At 65.5% G+C, this 26,492-nt stretch carries 24 protein-coding genes; 7 read left to right on the forward strand and 17 right to left on the reverse strand.

The features are described from left to right. Window positions 1–32: 32 nt before the first annotated feature. The 6 genes from AN936_RS11700 to AN936_RS11725 all read right to left on the reverse strand — a co-directional run bounded on the left by AN936_RS11700 (window position 33) and on the right by AN936_RS11725 (window position 6,047). A complete protein-coding gene (locus tag AN936_RS11700; protein ID WP_054588311.1) occupies window positions 33–890 on the reverse strand; it encodes a CheR family methyltransferase in 858 nt (285 codons plus the stop codon). Continuing rightward, window positions 887–1,999: a chemotaxis-specific protein-glutamate methyltransferase CheB gene (gene cheB, locus AN936_RS11705; protein WP_054588312.1), complete on the reverse strand. Its 1,113-nt coding sequence runs from the start codon at window positions 1,997–1,999 to the stop codon at window positions 887–889. Before cheB ends, AN936_RS11700 begins: the two co-directional genes overlap by 4 nt. 8 nt (window positions 2,000–2,007) lie before the next feature. Next, window positions 2,008–2,382 carry a response regulator gene (locus AN936_RS11710; RefSeq protein ID WP_054588313.1) on the reverse strand — a complete coding sequence of 125 codons (375 nt, stop codon included), beginning with the start codon at window positions 2,380–2,382 and terminating at the stop codon, window positions 2,008–2,010. A gap of 86 nt (window positions 2,383–2,468) precedes the next feature. Further along, on the reverse strand, window positions 2,469–2,906 hold the full coding sequence (locus AN936_RS11715; protein ID WP_054588314.1) for a chemotaxis protein CheW: 438 nt from the start codon (window positions 2,904–2,906) through the stop codon (window positions 2,469–2,471). Then, window positions 2,903–5,293 (reverse strand): chemotaxis protein CheA, encoded by a 2,391-nt coding sequence (locus tag AN936_RS11720; protein ID WP_054588315.1) that lies wholly within the window; start codon window positions 5,291–5,293, stop codon window positions 2,903–2,905. Before AN936_RS11720 ends, AN936_RS11715 begins: the two co-directional genes overlap by 4 nt. Before the next feature lie 112 nt (window positions 5,294–5,405). Beyond that, entirely contained in the window at window positions 5,406–6,047 is a 642-nt protein-coding gene (locus AN936_RS11725; protein WP_054588316.1) for a histidine phosphotransferase family protein, read from the reverse strand. 239 nt (window positions 6,048–6,286) lie between these two features. Between AN936_RS11725 and AN936_RS11730 the strand changes: the two genes are divergently transcribed. From AN936_RS11730 to mtgA, 4 genes are all read left to right on the forward strand, one after another. Next, window positions 6,287–7,243, forward strand: a complete 957-nt coding sequence (locus AN936_RS11730; protein ID WP_054588317.1) for an RluA family pseudouridine synthase — start codon at window positions 6,287–6,289, stop codon at window positions 7,241–7,243. A gap of 81 nt (window positions 7,244–7,324) precedes the next feature. Then, window positions 7,325–8,227, forward strand: a complete 903-nt coding sequence (gene rpoH / locus AN936_RS11735) for an RNA polymerase sigma factor RpoH (protein ID WP_054588318.1) — start codon at window positions 7,325–7,327, stop codon at window positions 8,225–8,227. A 53-nt stretch (window positions 8,228–8,280) separates the two neighbouring features. Beyond that, the gene (locus AN936_RS11740; protein ID WP_054588319.1) at window positions 8,281–9,417 is read left to right on the forward strand and encodes a M23 family metallopeptidase; all 1,137 of its coding nucleotides are present in this window, start codon (window positions 8,281–8,283) and stop codon (window positions 9,415–9,417) included. 31 nt (window positions 9,418–9,448) lie between these two features. Next, a complete protein-coding gene (mtgA, locus tag AN936_RS11745; protein ID WP_054588320.1) occupies window positions 9,449–10,159 on the forward strand; it encodes a monofunctional biosynthetic peptidoglycan transglycosylase in 711 nt (236 codons plus the stop codon). Between the two features lie 159 nt (window positions 10,160–10,318). Here mtgA and AN936_RS11750 read toward each other — a convergent pair whose 3' ends face one another. The 7 genes from AN936_RS11750 to AN936_RS25070 all read right to left on the reverse strand — a co-directional run bounded on the left by AN936_RS11750 (window position 10,319) and on the right by AN936_RS25070 (window position 17,408). Beyond that, complete coding sequence (locus AN936_RS11750; RefSeq protein ID WP_054588321.1) at window positions 10,319–10,855, reverse strand: J domain-containing protein; 537 nt, start codon at window positions 10,853–10,855, stop codon at window positions 10,319–10,321. A 54-nt stretch (window positions 10,856–10,909) separates the two neighbouring features. Beyond that, window positions 10,910–11,695, reverse strand: a complete 786-nt coding sequence (locus AN936_RS11755; RefSeq protein WP_054588322.1) for a polyphosphate kinase 2 family protein — start codon at window positions 11,693–11,695, stop codon at window positions 10,910–10,912. A gap of 84 nt (window positions 11,696–11,779) precedes the next feature. Continuing rightward, the gene (locus AN936_RS11760) at window positions 11,780–12,718 is read right to left on the reverse strand and encodes a hypothetical protein (protein ID WP_054588323.1); all 939 of its coding nucleotides are present in this window, start codon (window positions 12,716–12,718) and stop codon (window positions 11,780–11,782) included. A gap of 74 nt (window positions 12,719–12,792) precedes the next feature. After that, the gene (locus AN936_RS11765; RefSeq protein WP_054588324.1) at window positions 12,793–13,671 is read right to left on the reverse strand and encodes an alpha/beta fold hydrolase; all 879 of its coding nucleotides are present in this window, start codon (window positions 13,669–13,671) and stop codon (window positions 12,793–12,795) included. Between the two features lie 3 nt (window positions 13,672–13,674). Continuing rightward, on the reverse strand, window positions 13,675–15,465 hold the full coding sequence (gene aspS, locus AN936_RS11770; RefSeq protein WP_054588325.1) for an aspartate--tRNA ligase: 1,791 nt from the start codon (window positions 15,463–15,465) through the stop codon (window positions 13,675–13,677). A 102-nt stretch (window positions 15,466–15,567) separates the two neighbouring features. Next, window positions 15,568–17,079: an FAD-binding protein gene (locus tag AN936_RS11775; protein WP_054588326.1), complete on the reverse strand. Its 1,512-nt coding sequence runs from the start codon at window positions 17,077–17,079 to the stop codon at window positions 15,568–15,570. Beyond that, window positions 17,079–17,408 (reverse strand): hypothetical protein, encoded by a 330-nt coding sequence (locus AN936_RS25070; protein ID WP_054588327.1) that lies wholly within the window; start codon window positions 17,406–17,408, stop codon window positions 17,079–17,081. Before AN936_RS25070 ends, AN936_RS11775 begins: the two co-directional genes overlap by 1 nt. Before the next feature lie 109 nt (window positions 17,409–17,517). Between AN936_RS25070 and rnd the strand changes: the two genes are divergently transcribed. After that, complete coding sequence (gene rnd, locus AN936_RS11785) at window positions 17,518–18,732, forward strand: ribonuclease D (RefSeq protein WP_054590252.1); 1,215 nt, start codon at window positions 17,518–17,520, stop codon at window positions 18,730–18,732. Here the strand turns inward: rnd and AN936_RS11790 are convergent. The 4 genes from AN936_RS11790 to AN936_RS11805 are packed head-to-tail and all read right to left on the reverse strand — an operon-like array spanning window position 18,729 to window position 24,310. After that, window positions 18,729–20,213, reverse strand: coding sequence for a Ppx/GppA family phosphatase (locus tag AN936_RS11790; protein WP_054588328.1), 1,485 nt, complete (start codon window positions 20,211–20,213; stop codon window positions 18,729–18,731). The two genes, rnd and AN936_RS11790, sit on opposite strands and share 4 nt — an antisense overlap. Window positions 20,214–20,223: 10 nt before the next feature. Continuing rightward, entirely contained in the window at window positions 20,224–22,392 is a 2,169-nt protein-coding gene (locus AN936_RS11795) for an RNA degradosome polyphosphate kinase (protein WP_234715542.1), read from the reverse strand. Then, complete coding sequence (locus tag AN936_RS11800; protein ID WP_054588329.1) at window positions 22,383–23,039, reverse strand: HdaA/DnaA family protein; 657 nt, start codon at window positions 23,037–23,039, stop codon at window positions 22,383–22,385. The genes AN936_RS11795 and AN936_RS11800 overlap by 10 nt, the downstream gene beginning before the upstream one ends. Further along, window positions 23,039–24,310, reverse strand: a complete 1,272-nt coding sequence (locus tag AN936_RS11805) for a hypothetical protein (RefSeq protein ID WP_054588330.1) — start codon at window positions 24,308–24,310, stop codon at window positions 23,039–23,041. The genes AN936_RS11800 and AN936_RS11805 overlap by 1 nt, the downstream gene beginning before the upstream one ends. An 85-nt stretch (window positions 24,311–24,395) precedes the next feature. On the opposite strand from AN936_RS11805, the gene purM reads away from it, so the two are divergent. Both purM and purN read left to right on the forward strand, forming a co-directional pair. Next, window positions 24,396–25,502 (forward strand): phosphoribosylformylglycinamidine cyclo-ligase, encoded by a 1,107-nt coding sequence (gene purM / locus AN936_RS11810; RefSeq protein WP_054588331.1) that lies wholly within the window; start codon window positions 24,396–24,398, stop codon window positions 25,500–25,502. Further along, window positions 25,495–26,445, forward strand: coding sequence for a phosphoribosylglycinamide formyltransferase (gene purN / locus AN936_RS11815; protein ID WP_054588332.1), 951 nt, complete (start codon window positions 25,495–25,497; stop codon window positions 26,443–26,445). The genes purM and purN overlap by 8 nt, the downstream gene beginning before the upstream one ends. The last annotated feature ends 47 nt before the right edge of the window (window positions 26,446–26,492 follow it).

The raw sequence follows: 26,492 nt of genomic DNA on the forward strand, positions 1-26,492 counted from the left end.
CCGATTGCGCCAGCGCCGGACAAATTGCAAGCTCAGGCAGCGGTCGCCCGCCTCGCCTGCTGGTCGGCGGGCTCGTAGAGACCACGCAGCCGCGGACTGGCGACGAACTGGTCGGTCTGGCCGAGCACGGTCTCACCCGCCCCGAGGACGAGGAAGCTGTGCGGCGCCGCCATGGCGCGCAGCCGCGCGAACGCCTTCTGCCGCATCGGCAGCGAGAAATAAAGCAGCAGGTTGCGGCAGAAGATGAGGTCGGCCGGACTGCCCAGCGGCGGCCGGTCGGTGAGCATGTTCTGCACCGAAAAATCGATGCGGCGGCGAATTTCGGCCTTGGCAAGCCAGCCACCGTCGGCCTGGTCGAACCAGCGCACCATGCGCTGGACGGGTAGCCCGCGCTGGATCTCGAACTGGCTATACAGCCCGATCCGCGCTCGCGAAACCGCGTGCCGGCTGACATCGGTGCCGACGATGTCGACCTGCCAGCCCGCCCACCGGGCATCCTGTTCGGCGAGTAGCATCGCCATCGAATAGGCTTCTTGCCCGGTCGACACGCCACAGTGCCAGATGGTGACCCGCCGCTGCGCCGCGTTGATCTTGCGCAACTGTTCGAGCGCTGTCGAAGCAATGTCATCGAAGACACTATATTCGCGATAGAAATAGGTTTCGTTGTTGAGCATCGCATCGACCGTGTCGTCAAGCAGTCCGCGACTGTTCGAGGTCAAGAGCGCCGCCACCAGCGCGTCGAGGTCGGCGATGCCGTGGCGCTGCATTACCGGCTTCAGCGACATTTCGATCCGCCAGATCCGGTTCGGCGACAGCGTCTGGCCGGTGCGCGATTCCAGCACGCCCATCAGGACGCGGTACGCCGATTCGCTGGCGCTGCTCCCCATCATGACCCACGCCGTCCGGCGAGGAAGCTGCCCAGCATCAGGGCAATCGCATCGGGGTTGAGCGTTGCCGCAGCAACGCCCGCTTTCGCCACCGCGCCGGGCATGCCCCAGATCACGCAGCTTTCGGGCGCCTGCGCGAAAACGGTACCGCCCGCGGCCTTCAGCCGCGCCGCGCCGCTCGCGCCGTCGCGTCCCATGCCGCTGAGGACCACGGCCACCCCGCCCTCGCCATAAGTTTCGGCGACCGAGGCGAACATCGGGTCGGCCGACGGACAACAGCCGTTGTCGGTCTGGCGGCGATCGAGCACAATCTCGCGGCGCCGGCCGCTGGCAACCACCGTCAGATGCGCATCGCCGGGCGCCAGATAGATATGGCCGCGCTCGATCGGCATGCCCGCCGCCGCGACATGCACGGGACGTTCGGTCATCGTCGCGATCTGTCGCGCGTAAAATTCCATGAAGGCGTCGGGCAGATGCTGGGTCAGCAGGATCGGCGCAGTGATCCGGCGATCGAGATGCGCGAGGAAAGTCGCGAACGCCGGAATGCCGCCCGTCGACGCGGCGACCGCGATGCAGTCGATCGACTGGATGGCGTCGACCGCGACGGGAGCCGGCGGGCGCATCGCCTGCCGCGCCACCTGCGCGACGGCAGGCATCGGCAGCTGCCCCAGCGACAGGATACGCTCGGTCAGCACTTCGGCGAAGCGCCCCGAAAAACTGCCGCGGCCGGGCTTGGCGAGCGTGTCGCTCGCGCCGAGCGCCAGCGCCTCGATCGCCGCGGGACCGCCCTCGACGCAGTTCGACGAGAGGATCAGAACGCGGGCGTTGTCCGCCCGCTCGATAATGTGCGGCAGCGCGTCGATGCCGTTCATTCCCGGCATTTCGATGTCGAGGATGACGACGTCGACCGGCTCACAGGCGAGAAAGGCCAGCGCGTCGTGCGCCGAGGCGACCGAGGCGCAAATCTTGAGCCCGGGGTGCTGGTCGACGATGCGTTCGAGGATGCTGCGCACGACGAGGCTGTCGTCGACGAGCATCACGCGAACCGCACGCGTCGCCGGCAGGTCGGCATCCGGCGGATTTTCGGGAAGAAGGCGCCGCGTCGTCGCCATGCCGCGCGTCAGGCGACCCCGACGAGCTGCAATTTTCCTTCCAGCGTTTCGCGATCGAACGGCTTCATCACATATTCGTCGGCGCCAGCTTCGATCGCAGCGCGGATATGGTCGATGCTGTTTTCGGTGGTGCAGAAAACGACGCGCGGCCGTTCCGCCCGTCCATAGTCGAGGTCGTTGAACGCCCCGAGAAATTCCATCCCGCTCATCACCGGCATGTTCCAGTCGAGCAGGATCACGTCGGGACGATGTGCGCGGCAAAAGGTTAGCGCCTCCTGCCCGTCGGCCGCCTCCTCCACCGCAAAAGACATGCTTTCAAGAATATGGCGGGCGACCTTGCGAATCACCTTGCTATCATCGACGACCAGACACGATTTCGACATATTGACCTCCGACCCCCGGGGATTTCCGCCACGTTATGGCGAAGGGGTGTCCAGCCCGTTAACGACCCGATTAATTACGATAGGGGTCACGCTGCCGTCTGAACCGGCAGAGTGACGAAATGCGACGGATCGACGACCAGCAGCGAAGCGCCGCGATGTTCGATCACCGCCTCCGCCACGCGCGCCCACCCGGGCAGCAGCTTGCCCACCACCCGCGTCTCCGGCGCGTCGATAAAACAGACATCCTCGATCTCGTCGGCGAGCAGCGCATAGCCATGCTCGGCCACATCAACGACGATGACCCGTTGCCCCGGCACCACGGGGACGGGCGCAAGCCCGACAACGACATGCGGATCGATCAGCGTGAAGACGCGGCTGCGCAGCGCGAAGAGCCCCGCAACGTGCGGCGGCGCCGCAGGCACCTCGACCGGCGTTCCGACGGTGACCACCGAATTGATCGACTGGCTGCGCAGCGCGACGCGGGTGTCGGCGATACGCGCGATCAGATAGAGTTTTTCCATCATGCCCGGCCTCCCCCGACCCGGCTGCGCAGCGCGTCGAGCAGCGCGGCGCGATCGTAGCGATAGACGGTTTCGTCACCCGGTCCGCTTGCGGAGAGCGAAGCACGCAGGCGAATGACCGGGATCGCGTCACCGGGGTGCACGCAGGCATCGGCTTCATCCGACAGGCAAAGCAGCACATCGGGCGCTTCGCCGGCTTCGTCCCCGGATATGACGCGGTACCCCGCGTTGAGCAGGATCGGCGTCAGAAAATTGCTGCCCCAGCCGTCATCGTCGCCGGCAAGGCGGCAGAGCGGCTGACGGAGCATCGGCGCGGGATGGCCGGCGCCATATTGTGCCATCAGCCAGAAGGGATCGAGGAGTTCGACCGGCTCATCGCCGACAAGAATGACGCCGGCGATGAGACCCGGTGCCGCCGCCGGCTGGATGACGTCGGGCAGACGGACGATATCGACCACCGATGCGATCGGATAGCAAAGGACGGCGCGCCCGTCGTGAATCCGCAGAAGCTTGAGCGTCTCGCCGCCGCCCTCATGCGTTGTCGCGTGAACGGGGAAGATATCTTCGCCAATCCGGACCTGAACCCTGCCCGCGCTTTCGAACATCGATGCCGCCGGCACCTCCTCGACACGTTCAATCGCAGAGAGATGGACGCCGCGCGTCCGCCCGTTCATATCGCGGAACAGCAGCAATTGGGTGGCATGACGCGCGCTTTCCGCTTCGTCGGCGGCCGCCGCCTCGGCATCGCCGCTGCGGCCCTCTTCGGACGCGTCGATCCCCGACGCGGCGAGCATGCCCTGGACATCGAGGAGCAACACCGGCCGGCCGTTGTCGGGCAAGGTGGTGCCTGCATAGAGGCCCGTCGCCATGATCATCGGCGCCGCCGGCTTGATCACCAGTTCCTCATGGTCGTGGATCGCCGCGACGCTGAGCGCATAGCTTTGCCCCTGCCCCGGCCGGATCACGACGAGCGCGCGATCATCGACGTCGTCCTGTTCGTCGCGCGTGCAGCCGAGAACGTCCTCGAGCCGCAGCAGCGGCAATTGTTCGCCGCGCACTGTCGCCAGCTCGCCGCCGCCGACGCGATCGATGCGGACGGTATCGCTCGTTTCGAGCAGGATTTCACGCACCGCGCCCCGCGGAAGGGCAAAATATTGTCCGGCCGCGCGCACCATCAGGCCCGAGATGATCGTCAGCGTCATCGGGACGCGCAGCAATATGGTCAGGCCCCGCCCCTCGTCGTTACGCAATTCGACGACGCCGCCGATTTTTTCGAGGTTCGCCTTGACGATATCCATGCCGACGCCGCGGCCCGAAATCGCCGTGACCTTGGCCGCGGTCGAAAACCCCGGGCGAAAGATGAGCTCAAGCCTGTCCTTCGCGGTCAGCGCGCGCGCCTCGGTGGCGGTGACGATGCGCGCCGCGATCGCCTTCTGGACCAGCATGTCTGCAGACAGGCCGCGGCCGTCGTCGCGCACCGCAATCTCGATCTGGTTGCCCGACTGGCGCGCCGCGACCGAAATCGTCGCGGTGATCCCCTTGCCCGCCGCGACGCGTTCGTCGAGCGGCTCGATCCCGTGATCGATCGCGTTGCGGACGATGTGGATCAACGGGTCGCGGATATTTTCCATCATCTCGCGGTCGAGTTCGACCTCCCCGCCGCTGGTGGTGAATTTGACCTTCTTGCCGAGATCCTGCGCGAGGTCGCGGACGATGCGCGGTAGTGGCGCGAACAATTTGTCGATGCGCTGCATCCGCATCTGGCTGACCGACTGGCGCATCCCGGCGATCGAGTCCGACAAGCGGTCGAAAGACGCGATGAGCGATACATCGGCGCCCGATTCCCGGAGCATGCGGGCAAATTCGTTGCGCGCGAGGACGATGTCGGTGACCCCGGTCATCACGGTGTCGAGCAGCGGCAGGGGAACACGGATCGAGCGCCAGCTCTGTAATTCGGCGGCGAAATCATCCTCGCGGCGGAGGGTGATCCCGGCGACTTCCACCGGCACTTCGGGCACGACCTCGGCTATCGCGAGCGGCTCGATGACATCGGCATCGTTGCCCGCCGGTTCGACGCCATCGCTACCGAGAGCCCGGCAAAGCTCCGACAACCGGTCGACGACGGCCAGCACCGCCGAAACGAGCGCACTGTCAGCGGCACGCGTGTCGCGGCGGACCTGATCGAGCGCCTCCTCGGCGGCGTGTGAAAGTGCGGTGACGCGCGGCAGCGCCAGGAAACCCGAGCTGCCCTTGATCGTGTGAACGAGGCGGAAAATCGCGTCGAGCTGGGCTCGATCGGTCGGATCGGCTTCCCACGCGACCAGCGCCCCGCCGGCTTCGGCGAGAATTTCGGCCGTTTCGGCCAAAAAGTCGTTCAGCAGATCGTCCATGACGGTAACGGCGCGCCCCAAATTCCTTGGCACGACCATGGCGGACAATGGTTAATGGAGCGTTTGTGCGGCAGCGCGGCGACAGAAAATCGTGGAGCCAAAATCGCCGGGCTCAGCGCCCCTTGAGGACCGCCCCGACCAGCAGCGATGTCGCGGTTTCGCGCGCGAGCATGACGGTCCCGCCATTCTGCGCCGCGACCGCCTGGACGAGCACGGCGGGCGCGGTGCGCGACGTCATCGCGGTCGCCCCCTCGCCTTCCTGCAAGATCCGTTCGACATCGGCGTCGAGGAACAGGCGCTCGGCCTCGACATGCAGGGCAATTTCGATTCCGTCACCCTGCGTTTCGCAGCCGACGTCGAGCCGCCCGCCACGCACCAGCGCATCGACGAGGATCAGCGACAGGTTGAGGATGATCTTGACCGCCGGCTTGGGCAGCGGTTCGCTCCCGATCATCCAGTTGAGATCGATCGCGCGGTCGCCGATAATCCCCTCGATCGCCGACTTCGCCTCGTCGGCGGGGACGCGCTCGCCGAACCCCCCGGCCGAACCGAAGGCCAGCCGGAAGAATTTGAGCTTGTTGGCCGATGTGCGCGCGCTTTGTTCGAGCAGGTCGATACAGCGCGCCCGCATTTCGGGGTCTTTTTCGTCCGCGAGCAGTTCGAGCCCGTTGGCGAACGCCCCCACCGGACTCAGCAGGTCGTGACACAGGCGCGAGGCCAGCATGGAGGCGAAATCGACGCGATCGTCGGTCATGGATGAATGGGCTCCCCGCAGACCGGACATTTCCGGCTCGCGAACGCTCCCTACGGCAGGGATATGGTTAAGGGCAAGCCTGATGCGTCGAGGCCAAATCCCTTTCGTTCGTCACCCCGGACTTGATCCGCGGTCCATAGCAGCGAGGCTGAATGGATGCCGGATCAACTCCGGCATGACGAAGGAGAATGGGCTGACCTTCCCTTGAAATTCCATGCCTCACCACCACATTCGAACCAATGTTGGGGGACGACGAAATACTGACCGTTGCGCTTGGCGACAATGCCGCCGGACTGCGTCTGGATCGCGCGCTTGCCGAAGCGCTCCCCGAACTTTCGCGCGAGCGGCTGAAGACGCTGATCAAGGGCGGACGCGTGGCCGATGCGAGCGGCCAGGTGCTGTGGGATCCCTCTGCCAAGGCGGCGGCGCCCGCTACGCTGGAAGTTCGCGTTCCCGCAGCCGCGCCCGCGCACAATGTCGCGCAGGACATGAACTTGGTGATTGCGTTCGAGGACGAACATCTGATCGTCGTCGACAAGCCCGCCGGAATGGTGGTCCACCCCGCTGCGGGCAATCTCGACGGGACGATGGTCAATGCGTTGCTCCATCATTGCGCAGGACAGTTGTCGGGGATCGGCGGCGTCGCCCGGCCCGGAATCGTTCACCGCATCGACAAGGATACGAGCGGTTTGATCGTCGCCGCAAAGCACGACAAGGCGCACGAAGGGCTGGCAAGGCAGTTCGCCGCGCACAGCATCGATCGCCGCTATCTCGCGCTCGCGACCGGGCGGCCGATGCCCGCGAACGGCACGGTAAACGCCGCGCTCGGCCGGTCGAGCACCAACCGCAAGAAGATGGCGGTGGTCGCCGAAGGGCGCGGCAAACATGCGATTACCCATTACCGGACGATCGAGCCACTGAAAGGGGCGACGCTGGTCGAATGTCGCCTTGAAACGGGGCGCACGCATCAGGTCCGCGTCCACATGGCGCATATCGACCACCCGCTTGTCGGAGATCCCGTCTACGGCCGCGCCAAAAAGCCGCTGTCGGAGGTGCTGAAAGCCCGGAATTTCGCGCGGCAGGCATTGCACGCGGCCCATTTGGGCTTTATTCATCCGGTGACCGGTAACAGGATCGCGCTCGACAGCGAAATCCCCGCCGATATGCGGGAACTGATCGATGCATTGCGCGTTTAAGTTTCGAATGAAAATCTATCTCGACCGCCGGACCCAACCGCGGCATATTTCTCCTCTGAAAAATTAGGGAAGACGCTAACAATGGCTAATAAAAGCAATGTTCCGGCCACGGTGCCCGCGCTCGGCGGTGAGGCGAGCCTGAACCGCTATCTGGCCGAAATCCGCAAATTTCCGCTGCTGACGCCCGAGCAGGAATATATGCTCGCAAAGCGTTTCCAGGAGCATGGCGACAATGAAGCTGCCGCGCAGCTCGTCACCTCGCACCTCCGCCTCGTCGCGAAGATCGCGATGGGATACCGCGGCTATGGCCTGCCGGTCAGCGAACTGATCAGCGAAGGCAACATTGGATTGATGCAGGGCGTGAAGAAGTTCGACCCCGAACGCGGCTTTCGCCTCGCCACCTATGCGATGTGGTGGATCCGCGCCTCGATCCAGGAATTCATCCTGCGGTCGTGGAGCCTCGTGAAGATGGGCACCACCGCCGCGCAGAAAAAGCTGTTCTTCAACCTCCGCCGGATGAAGAACAACCTCGAAGCGTTCGAGGACGGCGACCTGTCGCCCGAGCATGTCGCGAAGATCGCGACCGACCTCGGCGTGACCGAGGACGAGGTGGTCAGCATGAACCGCCGCATGGCGATGGGCGGCGACACCTCGCTGAACGTCCCGATGGGCGAGGATGGCGACAGCCAGTGGCAGGATCTGCTCGGCGACGAAGGTCCGTTGCAGGATGAGCGCGTCGCCGAGGCGCAGGAACGCGACGTCCGACATTCGCTGCTCAGCGAAGCGCTCGAAACGCTGAACGAGCGCGAACGCCATATCCTGACCGAACGCCGGCTGACCGACGATCCCAAGACGCTTGAGGATTTGAGCCAGATTTACGACGTCAGCCGCGAACGCGTGCGCCAGATCGAAGTGCGCGCCTTCGAAAAGCTGCAAAAGGCGATGCTGAAGCTGGCGGGCGACCGCCGGCTGGTGGGCGCCTGAGCCGGGGCATCGGAGCCACTTGCCAACTATCCGGCAGGGCATAGAGTAAGCGGATGACGCCGCTTGAAGCTCTGACCCTGCTGGCTGTCGCGGCCGTTCCTTCGTCGCCGCTTCCGGCGGCGACATCGGGTGCCCCGGTGGTGCTCCAGGCCTTCAACGCCCAGTTGCCCTACCGCCCGGCGCCGGTGCGGATCGGCGATCGCGTCCATCTGGTCTATGAATTGCATCTCACCAATTTTGCCTCGACACCATTAGGCCTCGATGGCCTGACGGTGAGCGATGCGGTCACCGGCGCGCCGCTGGCGACACTGGCGGGCGACGCGCTGTCGGCGGCGGTAGGCGGGATTTCTGCCGGCAACGGCGATTCCGGCGTCGTTATCGCACCGGGCATGCGAGCTATCGTCTATCTCGACATCGCTCTGACCGAAGGCGCGCCGCCAAAATCGCTGAGCCACCGCGCAGCGATCCGTACGAGCGCTGGCGCAGCGGCAATCGACGCCGGTTCGATCGGCGTCGACGACCGACCGCTGCCGGTGCTCGGCCCGCCCTTGCGCGGCGGCCCGTGGGTCGCGGTCTATGGGCCCGAAATGGAACGCGGCCACCGCCGCGTCGTCTATGCAACCGCCGGCCGGGCGACGATCCCCGGGCGGTTTGCGATCGACTGGATGAAGGCCGATGCGAACGGGCGGCTCGATCGCAGCGACGGCAAGTCGCTGGCCGATTCCTACAGCCACGGCAGCGAGGTCCTCGCCGTCGCCGACGCGGTCGTTGCGGCGGTTCGCAACGATTTTGCCGAGCCGGTACTGCGCGCCGACCTGCCGAAGGTCGCGATCGGGGATGCGACCGGCAATTATATCGCGCTCGACCTTGGCGACAGCCGCTTCGCCTTTTACGAACATTTGCAACCGGGCGTCCGGGTCAAGGTCGGCGACCGGGTAAAGCGGGGCGACGTAATCGGCCGCGTCGGGCTGACCGGGCAAGGATCGTCACCGCATCTCCATTTCCACGTCGCGTCGAGCCCATCGCCGCTGGGCGCCGAGGGGCTGCCGTTCCTGCTGGACGGCTACCGGACGATCGGCCGCTACGCCGCGATCGGGGATCTCGGCAAAGGGCCGTGGCCGCCGGTCACCGCCGCGGGAACGGGCCCCTCATTGCCCCCCAGCAACAGCGTCGTCCGCTTCCCCGATTGACCATCGCCGCCGCGGCGATAGAGACGATGCGATGAGTCCTGCCTCGCCGAAAGCCAAACGCCGCAAGCTGCCCTGGTATCTGCGGCCGTTCAAATGGCTGTTCTGGTTCATCGTCGCCTCGGTCCTATGGGTGCTCGTCTATGCAGTGGTGCCGCCGCCAGTGACCTTCACCATGCTAGCCGACGGCAATGGGATCACCAAGGACTGGACCGGCCTGCCCAACATCGACCGCAACATGGTCGCCGCGGCGATCGCGGCCGAGGACGGCAAATTCTGCAGCCATGACGGCTTCGACCGCGACGCGATCGAGCAGGCGATCGAGCGCAACGCGAAGGGCAAGCGGATGCGCGGCGGGTCGACGATCAGCCAGCAGACGGCGAAGAATGTCTTCCTGTGGCAAGGCAGCGGCTGGACGCGTTACGTGCGCAAGGTGCCCGAGGTGTGGTTCACCTTCCTGATCGAAAAAATCTGGGGCAAACGCCGGATCATGGAGGTGTATCTGAACGTCGCCGAGACGGGGCTTGGAACCTATGGTGTCGAGGCCGGAGCGCAGCGCTATTTCAAACATGGCGCGGCTAAGCTTACCCCGGCAGAAGCCGCGCGGATCGCTGCGATCCTGCCCCTGCCCAAGAAACGCGAAGCGGTGAGCCCCTCGGGCTTCACCCGCCGCTACGGCAACACGATCCGCGCGCGGATCGGCGTCGTGAAGCGCGACGGGCTGGATGCGTGCATCTATAAATAGCAGTGCTGGAGTGGGGAGCGGCCATTGCTTCCGACACTTTCGTCATCCCGGACTTGATCCGGGATCCACTGCGGCGCCGAAGTCGTGGACCCCGGATCAAGTCCGGGGTGACGAAGGCGAATATTCCCACTCCAAGCCGCTTGCGGATATCTCCACGCGCTAGGCCGGCTTCCAGCTCTTTCGCTCTTCGGCCTGTTTGAGCACCTCGAACGCCGCCTGCCCCGCCGCAAAGCGCTTGGCCGCCTCTTCGTCGCCCGGCTTGACGTCGGGGTGGCATTCCTTGGCATAGGCGCGCCACGCCTTTTTCGTCGCGTCGAAATCGGCGTCGGGGTCGAGCCCGAGCAGTTCGAGCGCGCGCATTTCGTCGGCGCTGCGGCCGCCGTCGCCCGACCCGCCCCATGCATAATGCTGGGCGCGGGCATAGCTGCGCGCGCCGCGCGCTTCGTCGGCGGCGCGTGCCGCGGCATCTTCGGCGCTCAATCCTTCGAAATAGTCCCAGCCGCGATTATATTCGGCGGCGTGCGCCTCGCAGAAATACCAGCGGTCGGGGCTGTTCGGCGACTTGGGCGCGGGGCAGTTGCCCGGTTCGGCACAGCCATGGCGGTCGCACAGCCGGACCTTCTGCGCCTCGCGCGACGAGCCATAGGGGCGCCAGCGGGGAAAACCCCAGTCATCGGATCTCTTGGCGCGGCTCATCAACCCCATGTAGCGGCTGGGCGCCGGGATTGCTAGCCGGGCGCCGCCAGAAACCTAGTCTTTTGCCGCGTAGCCGAAGGCTTTGTGCGCCAGTTTGACCACTGCGGGATCGAGATCGGGCGGCGTCATCGGCACCGCGGCTTCCAGCGCCTCGGCGACATGGGTCAGCGCGGCGATCCGCGCCGCTTTCTTATTGTTGCCGTCGATCACCTTCCACGGCGCCCAGCGCGTGTCGGTCTGCGCGAACATCTCGTCCATCGCGGCGAGATAGTCCTTGCGCCTGGCCCGGTTGCGATAATCTTCGGCGCCGGTTTTCCACCGCTTCCACGGATCGTCGAGCCGGTCGGCGAAACGCTTGTCCTGTTCTTCCTGCGTGATGTGGATGAACAGCTTGACGAGATTGGTGCGGCTGCCGGTGAGCTGTGCCTCGAACTCGTTGATCTCGTCATAGCCCTTGCGCCACTCGGCTTCGCTCGCAAAGCCCTCGACACGTTCGACGAGAACCCGCCCGTACCAGCTCCGGTCAAAGATCGATATTTCGCGATTGCCGGGTAGCCGTTTCCAGAAGCGCCACAGGAAATGGCGTGATTTTTCTTCTTCGGTCGGCGCAGAAATCGGCCATACCTCGAAATAGCGCGGATCGAGCAGCGCGGTCAGGCGCTTGATGATGCCGCCCTTGCCGCCGGCATCCCAGCCCTCGAACATGATGATGCTGCGCTGGCCATGGGTGATGTGCGCGGCCTGGACGCGTTCGAGCCGCTCCTGCAGCGCCTTGAGGTCGTCGCCATAGTCGCCGTCATATTTGGCGCCCGATTCATGGTCCGAAAGCGAAATGGTCATGCGGCTTTCCTAGACCACAGATAGGGCGCTTACCAAGGGGCGGAACGCCATTGTCGTGTTCTGGCACAGCGACCCGCTATTTCCTTACTGGTAACCCATCAGCTGCTTGCGCGCCTGCCAGTCGGCGATCGCTTGCCGATGGCGTTCGATCCGCGTCAACGCCGCCGGAATGGCCTCGCCGCGCAATCCCTGCCGCTGTGCCTCGCCGTACCAGTCGATCGCGGCATCGAAATCGCCCTGCATTTCGGAACAAAGGCCGAGGTTGAAGGCAAGCGCCGCGGTCGGCACCGCATCGCGGGTCAGCGCGGTCCATGCCGCGCACGCTCCGGCCTGGTCGCTCTTGGTCTGGCGGATCGCGTTCTTGAACGCCTCGGCCGCCGGCTTGGCCAGCCCCTTGCGATTCTCGTCGACGCGCACGTCGAGGACATAGCGGCGCGGCGCAAGGTCGTCGCGGATCGCCTCGACCTGCTTTTTGCGCGTCGCATTGACGAATTGTTCGACCGTCCGCGATGCGCTGCGGTCGGGGCAATAGGTGATTTCGTCGCGGGCGTTCAGCGGCCGCGAATAGCGCACCGACCCGTCGGCGATCGCCACCAGCCGTACCGTCGTCGCGGCGGTCGCGATGCGGCGGCGGCAGCGGATTTCGACCTCCACCTCGTTCAGGCATTTCTTCTTGTCGGCGGGATCATATTCGGTGCAGCGGTCGCGCTTTTCGGTGACGGGCACCTCCTCGACGTTGCTGCGCACCGTGCCGGTCACCAGCGCATCGACCGGCGCCCCCGATTCGGGCGCAACGATCCGGAAGTAGGGGCGCCCGTCGAACTCGGCGGCGCCAAGCTCAGCCTCCAGCGCCTGCGCGAACACAGCGCCGTCGCGCCCTTCGAACCGCTCGACCGCAAGGCGATAGAGGTCGTTCGCCTCCGCATTCGCCGGTTCGGCGGCCGCGATCGTCAGCACCTCGGCACCCGCCGGCGCTGCGAGACACAGACAAACAGCCGCCAAGGCTGCACGCGCATCGACCATGATATTCCTTCCCCCGATCAACCCCGCGACGGGCTATCGCAGCCCGGTACGGCTGTCAAAGCGCGGCCGCCTCTTCAGAGCAGGTCGGCGAGCAAGGCAGCGAGGCGCTCGGGCGCTTCCATCGGGATAAAATGGCTATGCTCGCTCCATTGCTCGTCGCGCACCGCGCCCAGGGCATCGCCAAGGCCGGGCCAGGTGGGGCTGACCGAGAAGTCGAGCGCGCTTGTCCGTTCGCCCGTCCGGGCGCGGATCACGCTGACCGGTGCCACCATGTCTTCGAGCCAGCGATAGGGGCTGGTCCGCAGCGCATTCAGATAGACCGACGCCTCGAGTGCTGGCGGGCAGGCCAGGTCGAAGCCTTCGCCTTCCGCGGCGGGCAACAGGCCGAAGCGGCAATAATCGGCGAGCACCTCCGGCTGCCAATGGGTATAGGGCGGCCGCTGCGCAAAATGGGCGTTCATCGCTTCCCACCCGTCCCAGCGGGCGCGACGGCGTGCGACGGGATGCCCGGCCGGATCGGGCACGGGCTGCCCCGCCGCCTCGTCATACAGCGCCGGCTCCATGATGACCGGATCGACGAGCACGAGATGACGGAAGGCCGCGGGGCGGCGCGCGGCAAGGCGGGTAAGGACATAGCCGCCCATGCTGTGGCCACAGCCCACCAGCGGACTTCCGGTCAACCGATCGACCAGCGGCAGCAGCGCGTCCGAAGTCGCCGCCCAATCGGACAGCGAGGCGGGCTTGGCGCTGCGGCCGTGCCCGAGATGATCGGGGGCGACGACGTGCGTTCCGGCGGGCAGCGCTGCAACGACCCGATCCCACAACCGGGCGTGAAAGCCGGTCGCGTGAAGCAACAGCAGCGATGCCCGGCCGGGCGAAGGCTCGCCCCATTCGAACCAGCAGATTTCGCCTTCCGGCGTATCCAGCCGGTGTTCGCGGGGCCCGCCGTCCACGCCCTAGCTCTTGGAGCCGTCAACGAGACGGATGCTGAGTTCCTTGAGCTGCTTTTCGCTGACCGGCGCCGGCGCGCCCATCATCAGGTCTTCGGCCTTCTGGGTCATCGGGAAGACGATCACTTCGCGGATGTTCGGCTCGTCGGCGAGCAGCATCACGATGCGGTCGACACCCGGTGCCGAACCGCCGTGCGGCGGGGCGCCGAACTTGAAGGCGTTGATCATGCCGCTGAAATTCGCGTCGACGTCGGCCTGCGAATAGCCGGCAATTTCAAAGGCCTTATACATGATGTCGGGGCGATGGTTGCGGATCGCACCCGACGACAGTTCGACGCCGTTGCAGACGATGTCATACTGGTAGGCGAGGATATCGAGCGGATCCTTGTTCACCAGCGCGTCCATCTCGCCCTGCGGCATGGAGAAGGGGTTGTGGCTGAAATCGATCTTGCCGGTGTCCTCGTCGGTCTCGAACATCGGGAAGTCGACGATCCAGCAGAACTCGAAGCGGCTCTTGTCGATCAGCCCCAGCTGATCAGCAACGCGTGTCCGCGCAAGACCGGCGAGCTTGGCCGCCTTTGCTTCGACACCCGCGGCGAAGAAGATGCCGTCGTTCGGGCCCAGACCCATCGCGTCGGCGATCGCCTTCATGCCCTCCTGGCCATGATTGTTGGCGATCGGGCCGCCGAAGACGCCGTCCTTCTGCGTCGCATAGCCGAGGCCCGGGAAACCTTCCGATTGCGCCCAGCTATTCATCTCGTCGAAGAATTTGCGGCTCTTCTCGTGCGTTTCGGGGGCGGCGACGGCACGAACGACCTGCCCTTCCTCGACCATCGAGGCGAAGCGGCCGAAGCCCGATCCTTTAAAGAAATCGCCCACGTCGTGGACGAGCAGCGGGTTGCGGAGATCCGGCTTGTCGCTGCCATATTTCAGCATCGATTCGCGGTACGGAATGCGCTGGAACGGCATCGGCGACACGGTGCGGCCCTTGCCATCGAAATCGGCGAACTCCTCGAACACGCCGTGCAGCACGGGTTCGATCGCGTTGAATACGTCATCCTGAGTGACGAAGCTCATCTCGAAATCGAGCTGGTAGAATTCGCCGGGCGACCGGTCGGCGCGCGCGTCCTCGTCGCGGAAGCAGGGGGCGATCTGGAAATAGCGGTCGAAGCCCGCGACCATCAGCAGCTGCTTGAACATCTGCGGCGCCTGCGGCAGCGCGTAGAATTTGCCCGGGTGGACGCGGCTGGGGACCAGATAGTCGCGCGCGCCTTCGGGGCTGCTCGCGGTCAGGATCGGCGTCTGGAATTCGGTGAAGCCCTGATCGATCATCCGGCGGCGGAGCGACGAAATGACGTTCGAGCGCAGCACGATATTCTTGTGCAGCCGCTCGCGGCGGAGATCGAGGAAGCGGTTGGTGAGGCGGATTTCCTCGGGATATTCGGTTTCGCCGAACACCGGCAGCGGCAAGCGTTCGGCGGCGGACTGCACGGTCACCGCGGTCGGATAGATTTCGATCTCGCCGGTCGCCAGCTTCGGGTTGAGCGTCTCGGGCGAGCGCCCCGCAACCTTGCCGGTGAAGGTCAGGACGGATTCAGGACCCAACGCATTGACCGTCGGATAGAGATCCGAACCGGTCTCTACCACGATCTGGGTGATGCCATAATGGTCGCGAAGATCGACGAAGAGCACATTGGCATGCTCGCGCGTCCGGTGCACCCAGCCCGAAAGACGGACTTCCTCACCGACGTTGGCGGCGCGAAGGTCTGCGCAGGTGTGGGTGCGATAGGCGTGCATTCTTCTGTCTTTCAATGTCCGGGAAGGCGCGCGGAACTACGCGCCGATATGGCCGCGCCTAAGGCAGGTCGGCGCGCCATTTGTCAAGGGTGGACGGTCGATTCAGCAGGTCAGGCCGAGCCCGTCGAGCACCTCGCTGCCGAACAGCGCGCGATGCGCGGGATCGGGCATCAGGCGGTCGCGGGCGGCGCGCCAGCGGCGGAAATCCTCGCCATAGTCGGCGGCGACACGCACCGCATCGAGGCGGCAGCTTTTCGCCCAGTGGCGCGTGAAACCGATCCCCTGTGCGTCGAGCACCTCGACGACGCGCGCATAAGCCGCAGCCGTGCGTTCGCTGCGCGGCCCGTCGAAATCGATCACCGCATTGTGCGAATAGCGCGCCGGCGCAAGCAGTCCTTCGGCGCGCGCCATGAAGCGCAATGTCACGACGGTCGAGCCGCCATGGCGCGCATAGACGGTGCATATCATCTCCAACGCCCGCGCCAGATCGGCGCGGTCGATAGTGACCGACGCATTGAACAGGTCGGCGAGCGGCCGGTGTGTGTCGAGCCCCTCGCCCCAGCTCCCGTAAACCGGCGGGTCGTCGACGTCGGGGCCGCTCGCATAGCCCAGCTTCATCGCATATTGCAGCAGCGCGCCGCGTGCCCAGGGATAGTCGTCGAGCAAGCGCCCGAGCAGGCTGAGCGCGTCATAGCCCGCCCCCAGTTCGCCCGGCGTTGCGTGCGGATAATCGTCGCGCCACGGTTCGCGGTAGAGGAAGCGCAGCATCGCCGGGCGCTTGAACGGCTTGTACGGGTTGACGATCATCTGCACAAAATCGGGGTCCCGATCGAGCGCATAGGCGGCCGAAAAGCGCTGGAAGTCACCTGCGGCCAGCCAATCGAGCGCGGTACGGTCGACGGTGCGCAGGTTCTGGATCGGGCGGACGAGGAATTTCGGCACGCTGTCCACGACCAGCGCGGTGACGATACCGAGCGCACCCACCGGAAGCTGAAGCGCGGCGAACAGGTCATCGTCGCGGAGCGGCGTCGAGCCCGTTGCGGCGATGAAGGCGTCGCTCATCACACCTGCCGCCGGCTCGACCCAATGGACGCCGCCCGGCGTCACCACCTGCACGGCGCGGATGTGATCCTGAATGCCGCCGCGTGCGATCATCGATCCGTGCGTTCCCGTCGCGCAGGCGCCGGCAAAGGTCTGACCGTTGCCGGCGCCGCTCGTCCAGAGCGAGCGCCCCTGTTCCTCGAGCTTGTCGGAGACTTCGTCGACCAGCGCCCCCGCCTCGACGAGCATCAGCTCGTCCGCATCGACGCCGGGGCGGACGTCGTAGGCGCCGATTCGGAAACAGCGATTGAAACGCCGCGTGTGGAGCAGCCAGCTTTGCGAGCAGATGTTGACGTTCGACGGCGACCACCCCGCACCGAGCGGGCGAACCCGCCGCCCCGCCGCCTGCGCGGCCGCCAGCCAGTCCTGTACGGCCTTCGCCGCGAGCGCGAGTTCGTCGCGGCCGCGCACGGCATCGCCGCTGCGCAGGGCGAAACGCGTCGCTGCCTCGCAGGTGCCGGTGCCGTGATAGTTGGTCCAGCGACCTTCGTCGCCGAGCTGGACGACCGGCATCAGGCGTCTCCCAGCGGCTGGATGCCGGCATGCGCGCGCCACGCGACGGTGACCGGACGCAGGAAACCGAAACTGGCGAGCGCGACAAGCATCTGGCGCCGCGTCGCAAAGAGGCGCACATCGCAGAGACCGTGATCGGATTCGGGCGCGATGAACGGCTGCGCCGCCGCGCTGGCGAAACCCCAGCCCTTCAGCGTCACCACCAGCCGCTCCTCGTCGAGCGGGCGCGGGTTGGCGATCGATACGAAAATATCGGCCTGCCCCGCCATATATTGCCCGAAAAGCAGCGCAAAACCGAGCGCCGCCAGCCCCCAACCGATCCACATCATCGCCAAGACCCCTTCGCGTTTTCCCCTGTCCGCTGTTGCGGATCCGCGACCCGAAGAGTGCGGGCAATTTTTCCTGCCCGTCTGCATCAACTAAATGTATAGGCCCATCATGCAAGTCCATCCGCTCATCGAAACCAGTACCGCGCTCGCCGAATTCGTCGGCCTCATCAAGGACAGCGATTTCATCGCGGTCGATACCGAATTCATGCGCGAGAATACCTTCTGGCCCGAACTCTGCCTGATCCAGGTCGCAAACAGCGAACATGCCGCGGCGATCGATCCGATGGCGAACGGCATCGACCTCAAACCTCTGCTCGACCTGCTTGTCGACAATGAGGAGGTGTTGAAAGTCTTCCACGCCGGCGGGCAGGATGTCGAAATCATCTTCAACCTGACCGGAAAGACGCCGCACCCGATCTTCGACACGCAGATCGGGCAGATGGCGCTCGGGCAGGCCGAACAGGTCGGCTATTCGAACCTCGTCGAGGCGTGGCTCGGTATCGTTCTCGACAAGGGCGCGCGCTTCACCGACTGGAGCCGCCGCCCGCTCGACAAGCGCCAGATCGACTATGCGATCGGCGATGTGACGCACCTCGCCGAGATTTTCCCGATGATGCTGAAAAAGCTGGTCAAGACCGGGCGCGGCCACTGGCTCGACGAAGAGATGGAAAAGCTCGCCGACCCCGCCAATTACAACGTCGACCCTGAAAAGGCCTGGCTGCGGATCAAGGTGCCGTCGCGCAAGCCCGACGTGCTCGGCCGCCTGAAAGCGCTCGCCGCGTGGCGCGAGCGCGAGGCACGGACAAAGAACCTGCCGCGCGGCCGCATCGTCAAGGACGAGACGCTCGGCGATCTTGCCGCGCATCCGCCCAAGGATCAGGACGGGCTCGGCCGCGTGCGCGGGCTGTCGGCGACGTGGAAGTCGAACGACATCGGCGCGCGGCTGATGGACGCGCTCGACAATGCCAAGCCGCTGCCGAAGGACGACATGCCCGATCGCGCGCCACGCGGCCCCGGGCTCGGCAAGGAAGGCGTGCTCGTCGCCGACCTCCTCAAACTGCTCCTCAAGATACGGGCCCGCGAACTCAATGTCGCGTCGCGGCTTATCGCACGCAGCGACGACCTCGAGGCGCTCGCGGCCGGGCGCCGCGACGATATCCCGATGATGCAGGGCTGGCGCTACGACGTCTTCGGCCATGCCGCGCTCGACCTTGTCGAAGGCCGGATGGGCTTTGCCGTCAAGAACGGCAAGCTGGTGATGAGCGAAATCGACGCCGCCGCTGCCGCCCCGATCGACGACGCAGGCGAAAGCAAACCGGCTTAGCGCAATATCAGTTCGGGCTTGGCATCGAGCGCCTGCGCAAGCGAGCGCAGCCGGCGTTCGACCGACTCGCCGGCCAGATGATGCCAGCCCGGATCGAGGCTGAGCCGCAACTTTCCGTCGACATGGGCGATTGCGCTGGCTTTCAGCGGCGCCTCGACCCCGCCGGTCAACCGCTGGGCAAGACGGATCGCAAGCCCCCATTGCCGCGCCCGCGCGAGGCGCTCGGCCTCGACGAGCGCGCCCATCGCGGGGAAATCGCCATCGGCGCCGCCGAACCCGGCGTGGAGCGCACGCGCCAGCAGGATCCGGCCGGGGATGTCGATGCCGCGCCAATTGCCGTGCAGGCCGATCTCGGTCCCGCGTTCGGCACGAAAATCGGGATTTGCCGACCAGGCGACGTCGCTGAGCAGGCTGGCGGCGAGCCGGATACGGCTGTCGGCCGTCGCCTCGCTCGCGAACAGCGGCGCGATCCAGTCGGCGATCGCCGGGCCATGCGGCGCGAAGCGCGCGAGGCGGCGGCCTTCGAATTCGGCGGCGACGATCAGCGGGTCCTGCGCCTGCGTCGCCGCGTCGAGCGTCTGATACAGCAGGCCTTCGCGCAGCCCCGACGACGAGACGGTCATTTCGGGAACATCGATGATATTGGCGAGCGCCGCCAGCAGCGCGGCCGCGTCGGGCAGCGTCGATGCACGCGTCGACGCCATGCCGGGAATCGCACGTATTTCCTCGAAACTCAGCCGCCTCGTCGCGCGCACCAGCCGGCGGAGCGCCGCACGGGGCAGCGTGTGCTGGTCGAGCACGGCAAGCGGATCGTGCGTCAGTTCGAGGTCGAGACGCGCCAGCGCACGCCACGATCCGCCGACGAGGTAGAGCGGCAGACCGGTGAGCAGCGCCGGCCATCCGGCGCTTTTCAGCATCCGGCGCACCGCGCGCTCGAACGCCTGTTCGCCATCCTTGCGCAGCGCGGGCAAGCGTAGCACGCCGAGCGGGAAAGATGCCCGCCGGCCGACCTCGCCGCCCGCGACCTCCGCCAGTTCGAGGCTGCCGCCGCCAAGGTCCACCGCGATGCCGTGCGCGTCGGGGATCGCGGCAATCACGCCGTGCCCCGCTGCTTCGGCTTCTTCCTCGCCCGACAGAAGGCGGATCTTGAGACCCGCTTCGGCCGCCCTCGCGATGAAGTCCGGGCCGTTGGCCGCATCGCGCACCGCCGCGGTCGCGACGCATTGCAGGTCCTTGACCTCCATGTGACGCGCGAGCAACGCATAGCGGTGCAAGGCGGTCAGTCCGCGCGCGGCATCTTCGTCGGCGATGCGTCCGTCGATCGACAGGCCACGGCCCAGCCCTGCCGCAACCTTTTCGTTGAAGATCACCGCCGGCGCGCGGCGCGGCCCTTCATACACGACGAGGCGGACCGAGTTGGAACCGATATCGATGACCGCCGAGCGGTGGACCGCCAGTTTCGAGGAGCGCAGCAAACCCAAATCTATCGTCTCAATCTTCGCGCATATCGATGGCGAGCGTCGGCACGTCGTGGCGCTTGTGCAGCGCGGTGCCGCGACCCGACAGCGAAGGGTTCGTCATGAAATAATGGTGGAGGTTAAAGGGCTTGTCGCCCGGGCTTACCCGCGCATAGGTACCGTCCGGCTGGAGCACCCAGCTTTGTTCATTGTCGATGAGGTTCGCGACGAGCACCTGATCGAGGATCTGGTCGTGAACGGTCGGGTTTTCGATCGGAATCATATATTCGACGCGGCGATCGAAGTTGCGCGGCATCCAGTCGGCGCTGGAAATATAGAGTTTGGCGCGCTGGTGGGGCAGCGGCGCGCCGTTCGCGAAAGCCCACACGCGGCTGTGTTCGAGGAAGCGACCGACCACCGATTTGACGCGGATCGTTTCCGACAAACCCGCGACCCCTGGCCGCAGACAGCAGATACCGCGCACGATCAGCTCGATCGGTACCCCGGCGGCGCTTGCCGCATAGAGGCGATCGATGATGTCGGGATCGACAAGGCTGTTCATCTTCGCCCAGACGCCCGACGGCTGCACGGCCTTTGCGGCCGCGATTTCGGCGTCGATCAGGTCGCACAGATGCGCGCGCATGTTGAGCGGCGACATGGTGATCAGTTCGAGCCGTTCGGGCTCGACATAACCGGTGATGTAATTGAACAGTTGCGCGGCATCGCGCCCGGCGCGCGGGTCGGCGGTGAAGAAGCTCAAATCGGTATAGATGCGCGCGGTCACCGGATGATAGTTGCCGGTCCCGAAGTGGCAGTAGGTCCGATAGCCCTGCCCTTCGCGGCGCACGACCATCGAAATCTTCGCATGCGTCTTCCACTCGATAAAGCCGTAGACGACCTGCACGCCGGCGCGTTCGAGCTGGTTCGCCCAGAGCAGGTTCTGCTCTTCGTCGAAGCGCGCCTTGAGTTCGACGACCGCGGTGACCGACTTGCCCGCCTCGGCCGCCTCGATCAGCGCGCGGATGACCGGCGACTGGTTGCCGGCGCGGTAGAGCGTCTGTTTGATCGCAACGACATCGGGGTCCGCCGCCGCCTGCCGCAGGAAGGACAGCACGACATCGAAGCTCTCGTACGGGTGATGGACAAGGATGTCCTTGCTGCGGATAGCCGCGAAGCAGTCACCGCCATGTTCGCGAATGCGTTCGGGGAAGCGCGCCGAATAGGCCGGAAACTTGAGGTCGGGACGATCGACATCGACCAGCGCGGACAGTGCGGCGAGCCCGATGAAACCGCCGATCTTGGCGACGATCGCTTCATGCCCCTGGATATCGGCATTGAGCACCGCCGCAATCTCGCCCGGCATGTCGGCTTCGAGTTCGAGCAGGATGACACGGCCGCGGCGGCGGCGGCGGATCGCGGTGCGGAACAGGCGGACGAGATCCTCCGCTTCTTCCTCCAGTTCGATGTCGCTGTCGCGGATGATCCGGAAAACGCCGAGCGAGCGGATGGTGAAGCCCGGAAACAGCAGGCCGCCGAAAATCTCGATCAGATATTCGATCGGCACGAACGCGGTCGTTTCGCCGGGAACGGGAACGAAGCGCGGCAGCGAAGCCGGGATCATCACCAGTTCGCGCACCGTATCGCCGGTCGCCTTGCGCTGCAGGTCGAAGATGATACCGAGACCGCGGTTCGGAATGAAGGGAAAGGGATGCGCCGGGTCAAGGACCTGCGGCGTCAGGATCGGGAAAATCTGGTCGAGGAAATATTGGCGGAGACGGGCGCGTAGCGCATCGGCATCCGATCCGGTGCCGTGGACGACGATTCCCTGTTCGGCGAGCAGGCGGTGGAGCAATTGCCATTCGCTTTGCTGCTCGTCGACGAGGCGATTCACCTCGGCCTCGATCTCGGCGAGTTGCTGCCCCGGCGAGCGGCCGTCAGCCGACGGATCGTCGATGCCCTGCAGTTGCTGCCCTTTCAGCCCCGCGACGCGGACCATGAAGAATTCGTCGAGGTTGCTGCCCGAAATCGACAGGAAGCGTAAGCGTTCGAGCAGCGGATGCGCGGGATTGCGGGCTTCTTCCATCACCCGGCGGTTAAAGGCGAGCCAGCTCAGTTCGCGATTGAAGAAGCGCTCGGGACCGAAACTCGGCGGTTCCGTCAGGGCGTCATTGTCGGCGCGAAGGGGGCCATTTGCTATCGACATATATCGCTGTCCTGCCTTTCGAGGAGATCGGGATCGATCAGCCCCTGTGACAGTAATGTTTCACGAGTAAGACGAACGCCGAGGCGCCTTCCCTGTTCAAGCGAAGTGGCATCGAGCACCGCGACGATGCGATGGATCATCGCATAGCTGCGCTCCATCCGCGGCACGATATAGGATGCGACCTCGGGCGCGATGGCGATGCCGCGCTGCGCAAACAGGGCCTCGATCAGGTCGCGCGCGAGGCAATCGTCGGGATCGCCGATGGTCAGTACCGGCACCGCCGCGAGGCGCGATGCCAGATCGGGCAAGGCGATCTGCCATTCGGCAGGCGGCCTATCGGCGATGACCAGCAGCGGCGTCCCCGAAGCCTGCGCGGCGTTCCACGCGTGAAAAAGCTCTTCTTCCGAAACGCTGTCGTGCCCGTCGATCACGCGCCCACCGGTATCGCGCGCGAACAATCGGCCGATCAGGCTGCGACCCGACCCGCGAGGGCCGACGAGAACCGCGGTGCGTACCGGCCAGGTCGATACATGGCGCAGGTAGCGAACGGCATCGGCGTTGCTGGTGCCGACGATCAACGGACCGTCGTTCGCTCCGCCAGCGCTCCAGTCGAGCGGGAGCGCGATCTGTCCCGATGCCCGCGCCATTAGCGACTGATCCTGAGCGTGCTGCCGCCTTCCTGTACCTTGTACCCGCGTGCGGCGAGTGCGGCCTTGAGCGCCGCGATGTCGCCGCGGAAGCTGACCCGCATCACCGACGTACCGCCCAGCGCAAGGCTGGTGGTCGAGGCCGACTGGACGCCCGCGATGCCCGCGATCGCGCGCTCGGTCGCCGACACCGATTCGACGTCGGGAGAGCTGTACTGGACGGTGAAGCTCGATACGCCGACCGCCGCCGTCGCCGGGACGCTGGCATCGGTTTCGGTCGGCAGGACGTCGGCGTCGGTCGCGACCTCTTCGGGCAGGTCTTCCTTCTCGACCGGCTTTTCGAGAACGAGATAGGTATCGGTCTTGAGCACGCCCGCCGCCAGCGCATCGATATAGATGCGGTCCATGCGCGCGACCGCTTTTTCCATCATGTCGGGCAGCGCGGTGGGATTGGGACCGGTCATGGTGAAACTGGAAATCAGCTTGTTGTCGGGACCGAAACGCGCGGTGAAATAGCCTTTGATCGGCCCGCCGGGATAGCTGTATTCGACCCGCGCCATCGGCACGAGGACATCGGCGGCGCCATATTGGTCGAGAATGACGCGCCACCAGACGCGCCCGCGGCGTCCCGTCTGGCCGGCGTTGATCAGCAGCGTATCGGCGCCGGTGCCCGCGGTGCGGACATAGTCAATCGCGCTTTGCCCGGTGTTATATTCGGCCCAGGCGCGCTGCCAGGCGCTGCGCTGTTCGAACACCTGCGGAATGCCGTCGACCGAATAGACGGGGATGACCAGCAAAGGCGGCGAGCGCAGCGTTCGACCGCTGACGCCCAAAATCTGTCCGGCGCGGACGCGGTCGAACTGGACACCGAGCCGCGCGACATAGCGGCGCGGACCGATCTGTTCGTCCTCGACGACGATCGCGGTGACGATGCCGTCGAGCACCGAATCGCCGAGCGTCGGACCGTCGCTGCCGTTCAGTTTGCGATAAAGCTGTGCCCAGCCCTTGCGCTGCGCCTCACGCCAGCCCTTTTCGCGCGCATCCTCGGCGTTGTCGCCGGTGACGTCGACAAGGATGCCGCTGGCGAGGAAGTCGCCGCTGCTGTTGATCGGGGTAATGCCGCGATCGCCGCGGCTGATCTGTCCTTCGACCACCCCGACGACCAGAATCGCAAAGAGCAGCCCGAACAGCGCCGCCCAGCGCCAGTCGCGCGGGCGCGCGGCATCGAAGGGGAAACGGGGCGCGAAGCGGGGGAAAGCGACCGAAATCATATCTTCTCTATGCTTTGCCCAAAAGCTCGACGCCGGACAAGGAAATCATGGCATTTCGTGGCCAGAGTCGTTAGTCGCGCTGGCCATGGATTCCAAGCACAACCAACCCGCCTCCTACACTTATGCCGAGGCCGGCGTATCGATCGAGACCGGCAACGCGCTGGTCCGTGCCATTGCTCCGCTCGCCCGTGCGACGCGCCGTCCCGGTGCCGATGCCGACCTCGGCGGTTTCGGCGGCTTTTTCGACCTCAAGGCGGCGGGGTTCAACGATCCGCTGCTCGTCGCGGCGAACGACGGCGTCGGCACCAAGCTGAAACTCGCCATCGAATCGGGCAAGCACGACGGCGTCGGCATCGACCTCGTCGCGATGTGCGCCAACGACCTGATCGTGCAGGGTGCCGAGCCTTTATTCTTCCTCGACTATTATGCGACCGGGAAGCTCGACAACGACGTCGCGACCGAAGTCGTCGCGAGCATCGCCGAAGGCTGCAAGCAGGCCGGCTGCGCGCTGATCGGCGGCGAAACTGCCGAAATGCCGGGCATGTATTCGGACGGCGATTACGACCTTGCCGGTTTCTGCGTCGGCGCGGTCGAGCGCGACCAGGTATTGACCGCCGACAAGGTTGCCGCAGGCGACGTGATCCTCGGCCTCGCTTCGTCGGGCATTCATTCGAACGGCTTTTCGCTCGTGCGGCGGCTGGCCGCGGACAAGGGCTGGAAGCTCGACCGCCCCGCGCTGTTCGACCAGAACATCCTGCTAATCGACACGCTGATGGCGCCGACGCGCATTTATGTGAAGAGCCTGCTGCCGCTGGTGAAAACCGGCAAGATTCATGCGCTGGCCCACATCACCGGCGGCGGGCTGCTCGAGAATATCCCGCGCGTGCTGCCGAAAACGCTCCACGCGCATGTCGACGCCGATGCGTGGGCGCAGCCGCGGCTGATGGCCTTCCTGCAGGCGCAGGGTAATATCGAGCCCGAGGAAATGGCGCGCACCTTCAATTGCGGGATCGGCATGGCTGTCGTCGTCGCCGAAGCCGACGTCGCCGAAGTCACCGCCGCGCTCGAAGCCGCAGGCGAAACGGTGTTCCGGATCGGCCACATCGCCGAAGGGGCGAAGGGCTGCACCGTGTCGGGCGGATCCGAGACGTGGAGTGCGATGGCGGCGTGGTCGGCCACGCATAATGCCTAAGGCGCGCGTCGCCGTCCTGATCTCGGGCGCCGGGACCAATATGGCGGCGCTGCTCTATGCTGCGAAAGCCGACGACTGCCCGTACGAGATCGTGCTGGTCGCTGCGAACGATCCCGAAGCGCCGGGACTGAAGATTGCCGAGGCCGAAGGCATTACGACCTGGGGCCTCTCTCACAAGGGCATGGACCGCGATGCGTTCGACGCGCTCGTCGACGCGCAATTGCACGAAGCACGCGCCGAATATGTCGCGCTCGCGGGCTATATGCGCATTCTCAGCGATGCCTTCGTCGAAAACTGGCAAGGCCGGATGCTCAATATCCACCCCAGCCTGCTACCGAAATACAAGGGGCTGAACACGCACCGCCAAGCCATTGATGCGGGTGACAGCCACGGCGGGTGCAGCATCCATGTCGTGACCCCGGCGCTCGACGACGGGCCGGTGCTCGCGCAGACGCCGGTCGCGATCGTCCCCGGCGAAACGGTCGAAAGCCTGACGCAGCGGGTGCAGTTTGCCGAGCATCAGCTTTATCCCAAAACCCTCGCCGCCTTCGTGACGCGCGAACGGTCGCCCGTCTACTTGCTCGGCCGCGTGCGCGAGCTCGCGATGGCGCTGCCCGAAGCCGATGAGGTCAGCTCGCACGGCATGCCATGCTTCGGCATCGCGAAGGGCAAGAAATTCGCCTATTTCACCGAGGATCATCACGGCGACGGCAAGATCGCGCTGCTCGTCAAGATCAGCGGCGCCGACGAACAGGCGCAACTGATCGAACTTGACGAAGACCGCTATTACCGCCCCGCCTATTTCGGCGACGGCTGGGTCGGCATCCGTCTCGACCTTGGCGAAACCGACTGGGACGCGATCGGCGAATGGCTCCGCAAGAGCTGGCTCGCGGTGGCGCCGAAAAAGCTCGCTGGGCTGATGGGCATCGCCGAGGAATTCTGACCGGCCGCAAATTGGCGCTGGCCTTTTTCCTGAAAGCCGGTTGAACT

It is taken from the genome of Sphingopyxis macrogoltabida (assembly GCF_001307295.1).
Taxonomy (GTDB): domain Bacteria; phylum Pseudomonadota; class Alphaproteobacteria; order Sphingomonadales; family Sphingomonadaceae; genus Sphingopyxis; species Sphingopyxis macrogoltabida_B.

What these genes read in the sequence shown, in the direction of transcription:
- rnd (WP_054590252.1), top strand. Translation starts at nt 17,518, where the DNA reads ATGCAAGTCCATCCGCTCATCGAAACCAGTACCGCGCTCGCCGAATTC.
- cheB (WP_054588312.1), bottom strand. Translation starts at nt 1,999, where the DNA reads ATGGCGACGACGCGGCGCCTTCTTCCCGAAAATCCGCCGGATGCCGAC.
- AN936_RS11750 (WP_054588321.1), bottom strand. Translation starts at nt 10,855, where the DNA reads ATGAGCCGCGCCAAGAGATCCGATGACTGGGGTTTTCCCCGCTGGCGC.
- AN936_RS11800 (WP_054588329.1), bottom strand. Translation starts at nt 23,039, where the DNA reads ATGGCGCGGGCATCGGGACAGATCGCGCTCCCGCTCGACTGGAGCGCT.
- AN936_RS11740 (WP_054588319.1), top strand. Translation starts at nt 8,281, where the DNA reads ATGACGCCGCTTGAAGCTCTGACCCTGCTGGCTGTCGCGGCCGTTCCT.
- AN936_RS11795 (WP_234715542.1), bottom strand. Translation starts at nt 22,392, where the DNA reads ATGTCGATAGCAAATGGCCCCCTTCGCGCCGACAATGACGCCCTGACG.
- AN936_RS11715 (WP_054588314.1), bottom strand. Translation starts at nt 2,906, where the DNA reads ATGATGGAAAAACTCTATCTGATCGCGCGTATCGCCGACACCCGCGTC.
- AN936_RS11725 (WP_054588316.1), bottom strand. Translation starts at nt 6,047, where the DNA reads ATGACCGACGATCGCGTCGATTTCGCCTCCATGCTGGCCTCGCGCCTG.
- purN (WP_054588332.1), top strand. Translation starts at nt 25,495, where the DNA reads ATGCCTAAGGCGCGCGTCGCCGTCCTGATCTCGGGCGCCGGGACCAAT.
- AN936_RS11700 (WP_054588311.1), bottom strand. Translation starts at nt 890, where the DNA reads ATGATGGGGAGCAGCGCCAGCGAATCGGCGTACCGCGTCCTGATGGGC.
- AN936_RS11720 (WP_054588315.1), bottom strand. Translation starts at nt 5,293, where the DNA reads ATGGACGATCTGCTGAACGACTTTTTGGCCGAAACGGCCGAAATTCTC.
- rpoH (WP_054588318.1), top strand. Translation starts at nt 7,325, where the DNA reads ATGGCTAATAAAAGCAATGTTCCGGCCACGGTGCCCGCGCTCGGCGGT.
- AN936_RS11710 (WP_054588313.1), bottom strand. Translation starts at nt 2,382, where the DNA reads ATGTCGAAATCGTGTCTGGTCGTCGATGATAGCAAGGTGATTCGCAAG.
- AN936_RS11755 (WP_054588322.1), bottom strand. Translation starts at nt 11,695, where the DNA reads ATGACCATTTCGCTTTCGGACCATGAATCGGGCGCCAAATATGACGGC.
- mtgA (WP_054588320.1), top strand. Translation starts at nt 9,449, where the DNA reads ATGAGTCCTGCCTCGCCGAAAGCCAAACGCCGCAAGCTGCCCTGGTAT.
- AN936_RS25070 (WP_054588327.1), bottom strand. Translation starts at nt 17,408, where the DNA reads ATGATGTGGATCGGTTGGGGGCTGGCGGCGCTCGGTTTTGCGCTGCTT.
- AN936_RS11730 (WP_054588317.1), top strand. Translation starts at nt 6,287, where the DNA reads ATGTTGGGGGACGACGAAATACTGACCGTTGCGCTTGGCGACAATGCC.
- purM (WP_054588331.1), top strand. Translation starts at nt 24,396, where the DNA reads ATGGATTCCAAGCACAACCAACCCGCCTCCTACACTTATGCCGAGGCC.
- AN936_RS11760 (WP_054588323.1), bottom strand. Translation starts at nt 12,718, where the DNA reads ATGGTCGATGCGCGTGCAGCCTTGGCGGCTGTTTGTCTGTGTCTCGCA.
- aspS (WP_054588325.1), bottom strand. Translation starts at nt 15,465, where the DNA reads ATGCACGCCTATCGCACCCACACCTGCGCAGACCTTCGCGCCGCCAAC.
- AN936_RS11805 (WP_054588330.1), bottom strand. Translation starts at nt 24,310, where the DNA reads ATGATTTCGGTCGCTTTCCCCCGCTTCGCGCCCCGTTTCCCCTTCGAT.
- AN936_RS11775 (WP_054588326.1), bottom strand. Translation starts at nt 17,079, where the DNA reads ATGCCGGTCGTCCAGCTCGGCGACGAAGGTCGCTGGACCAACTATCAC.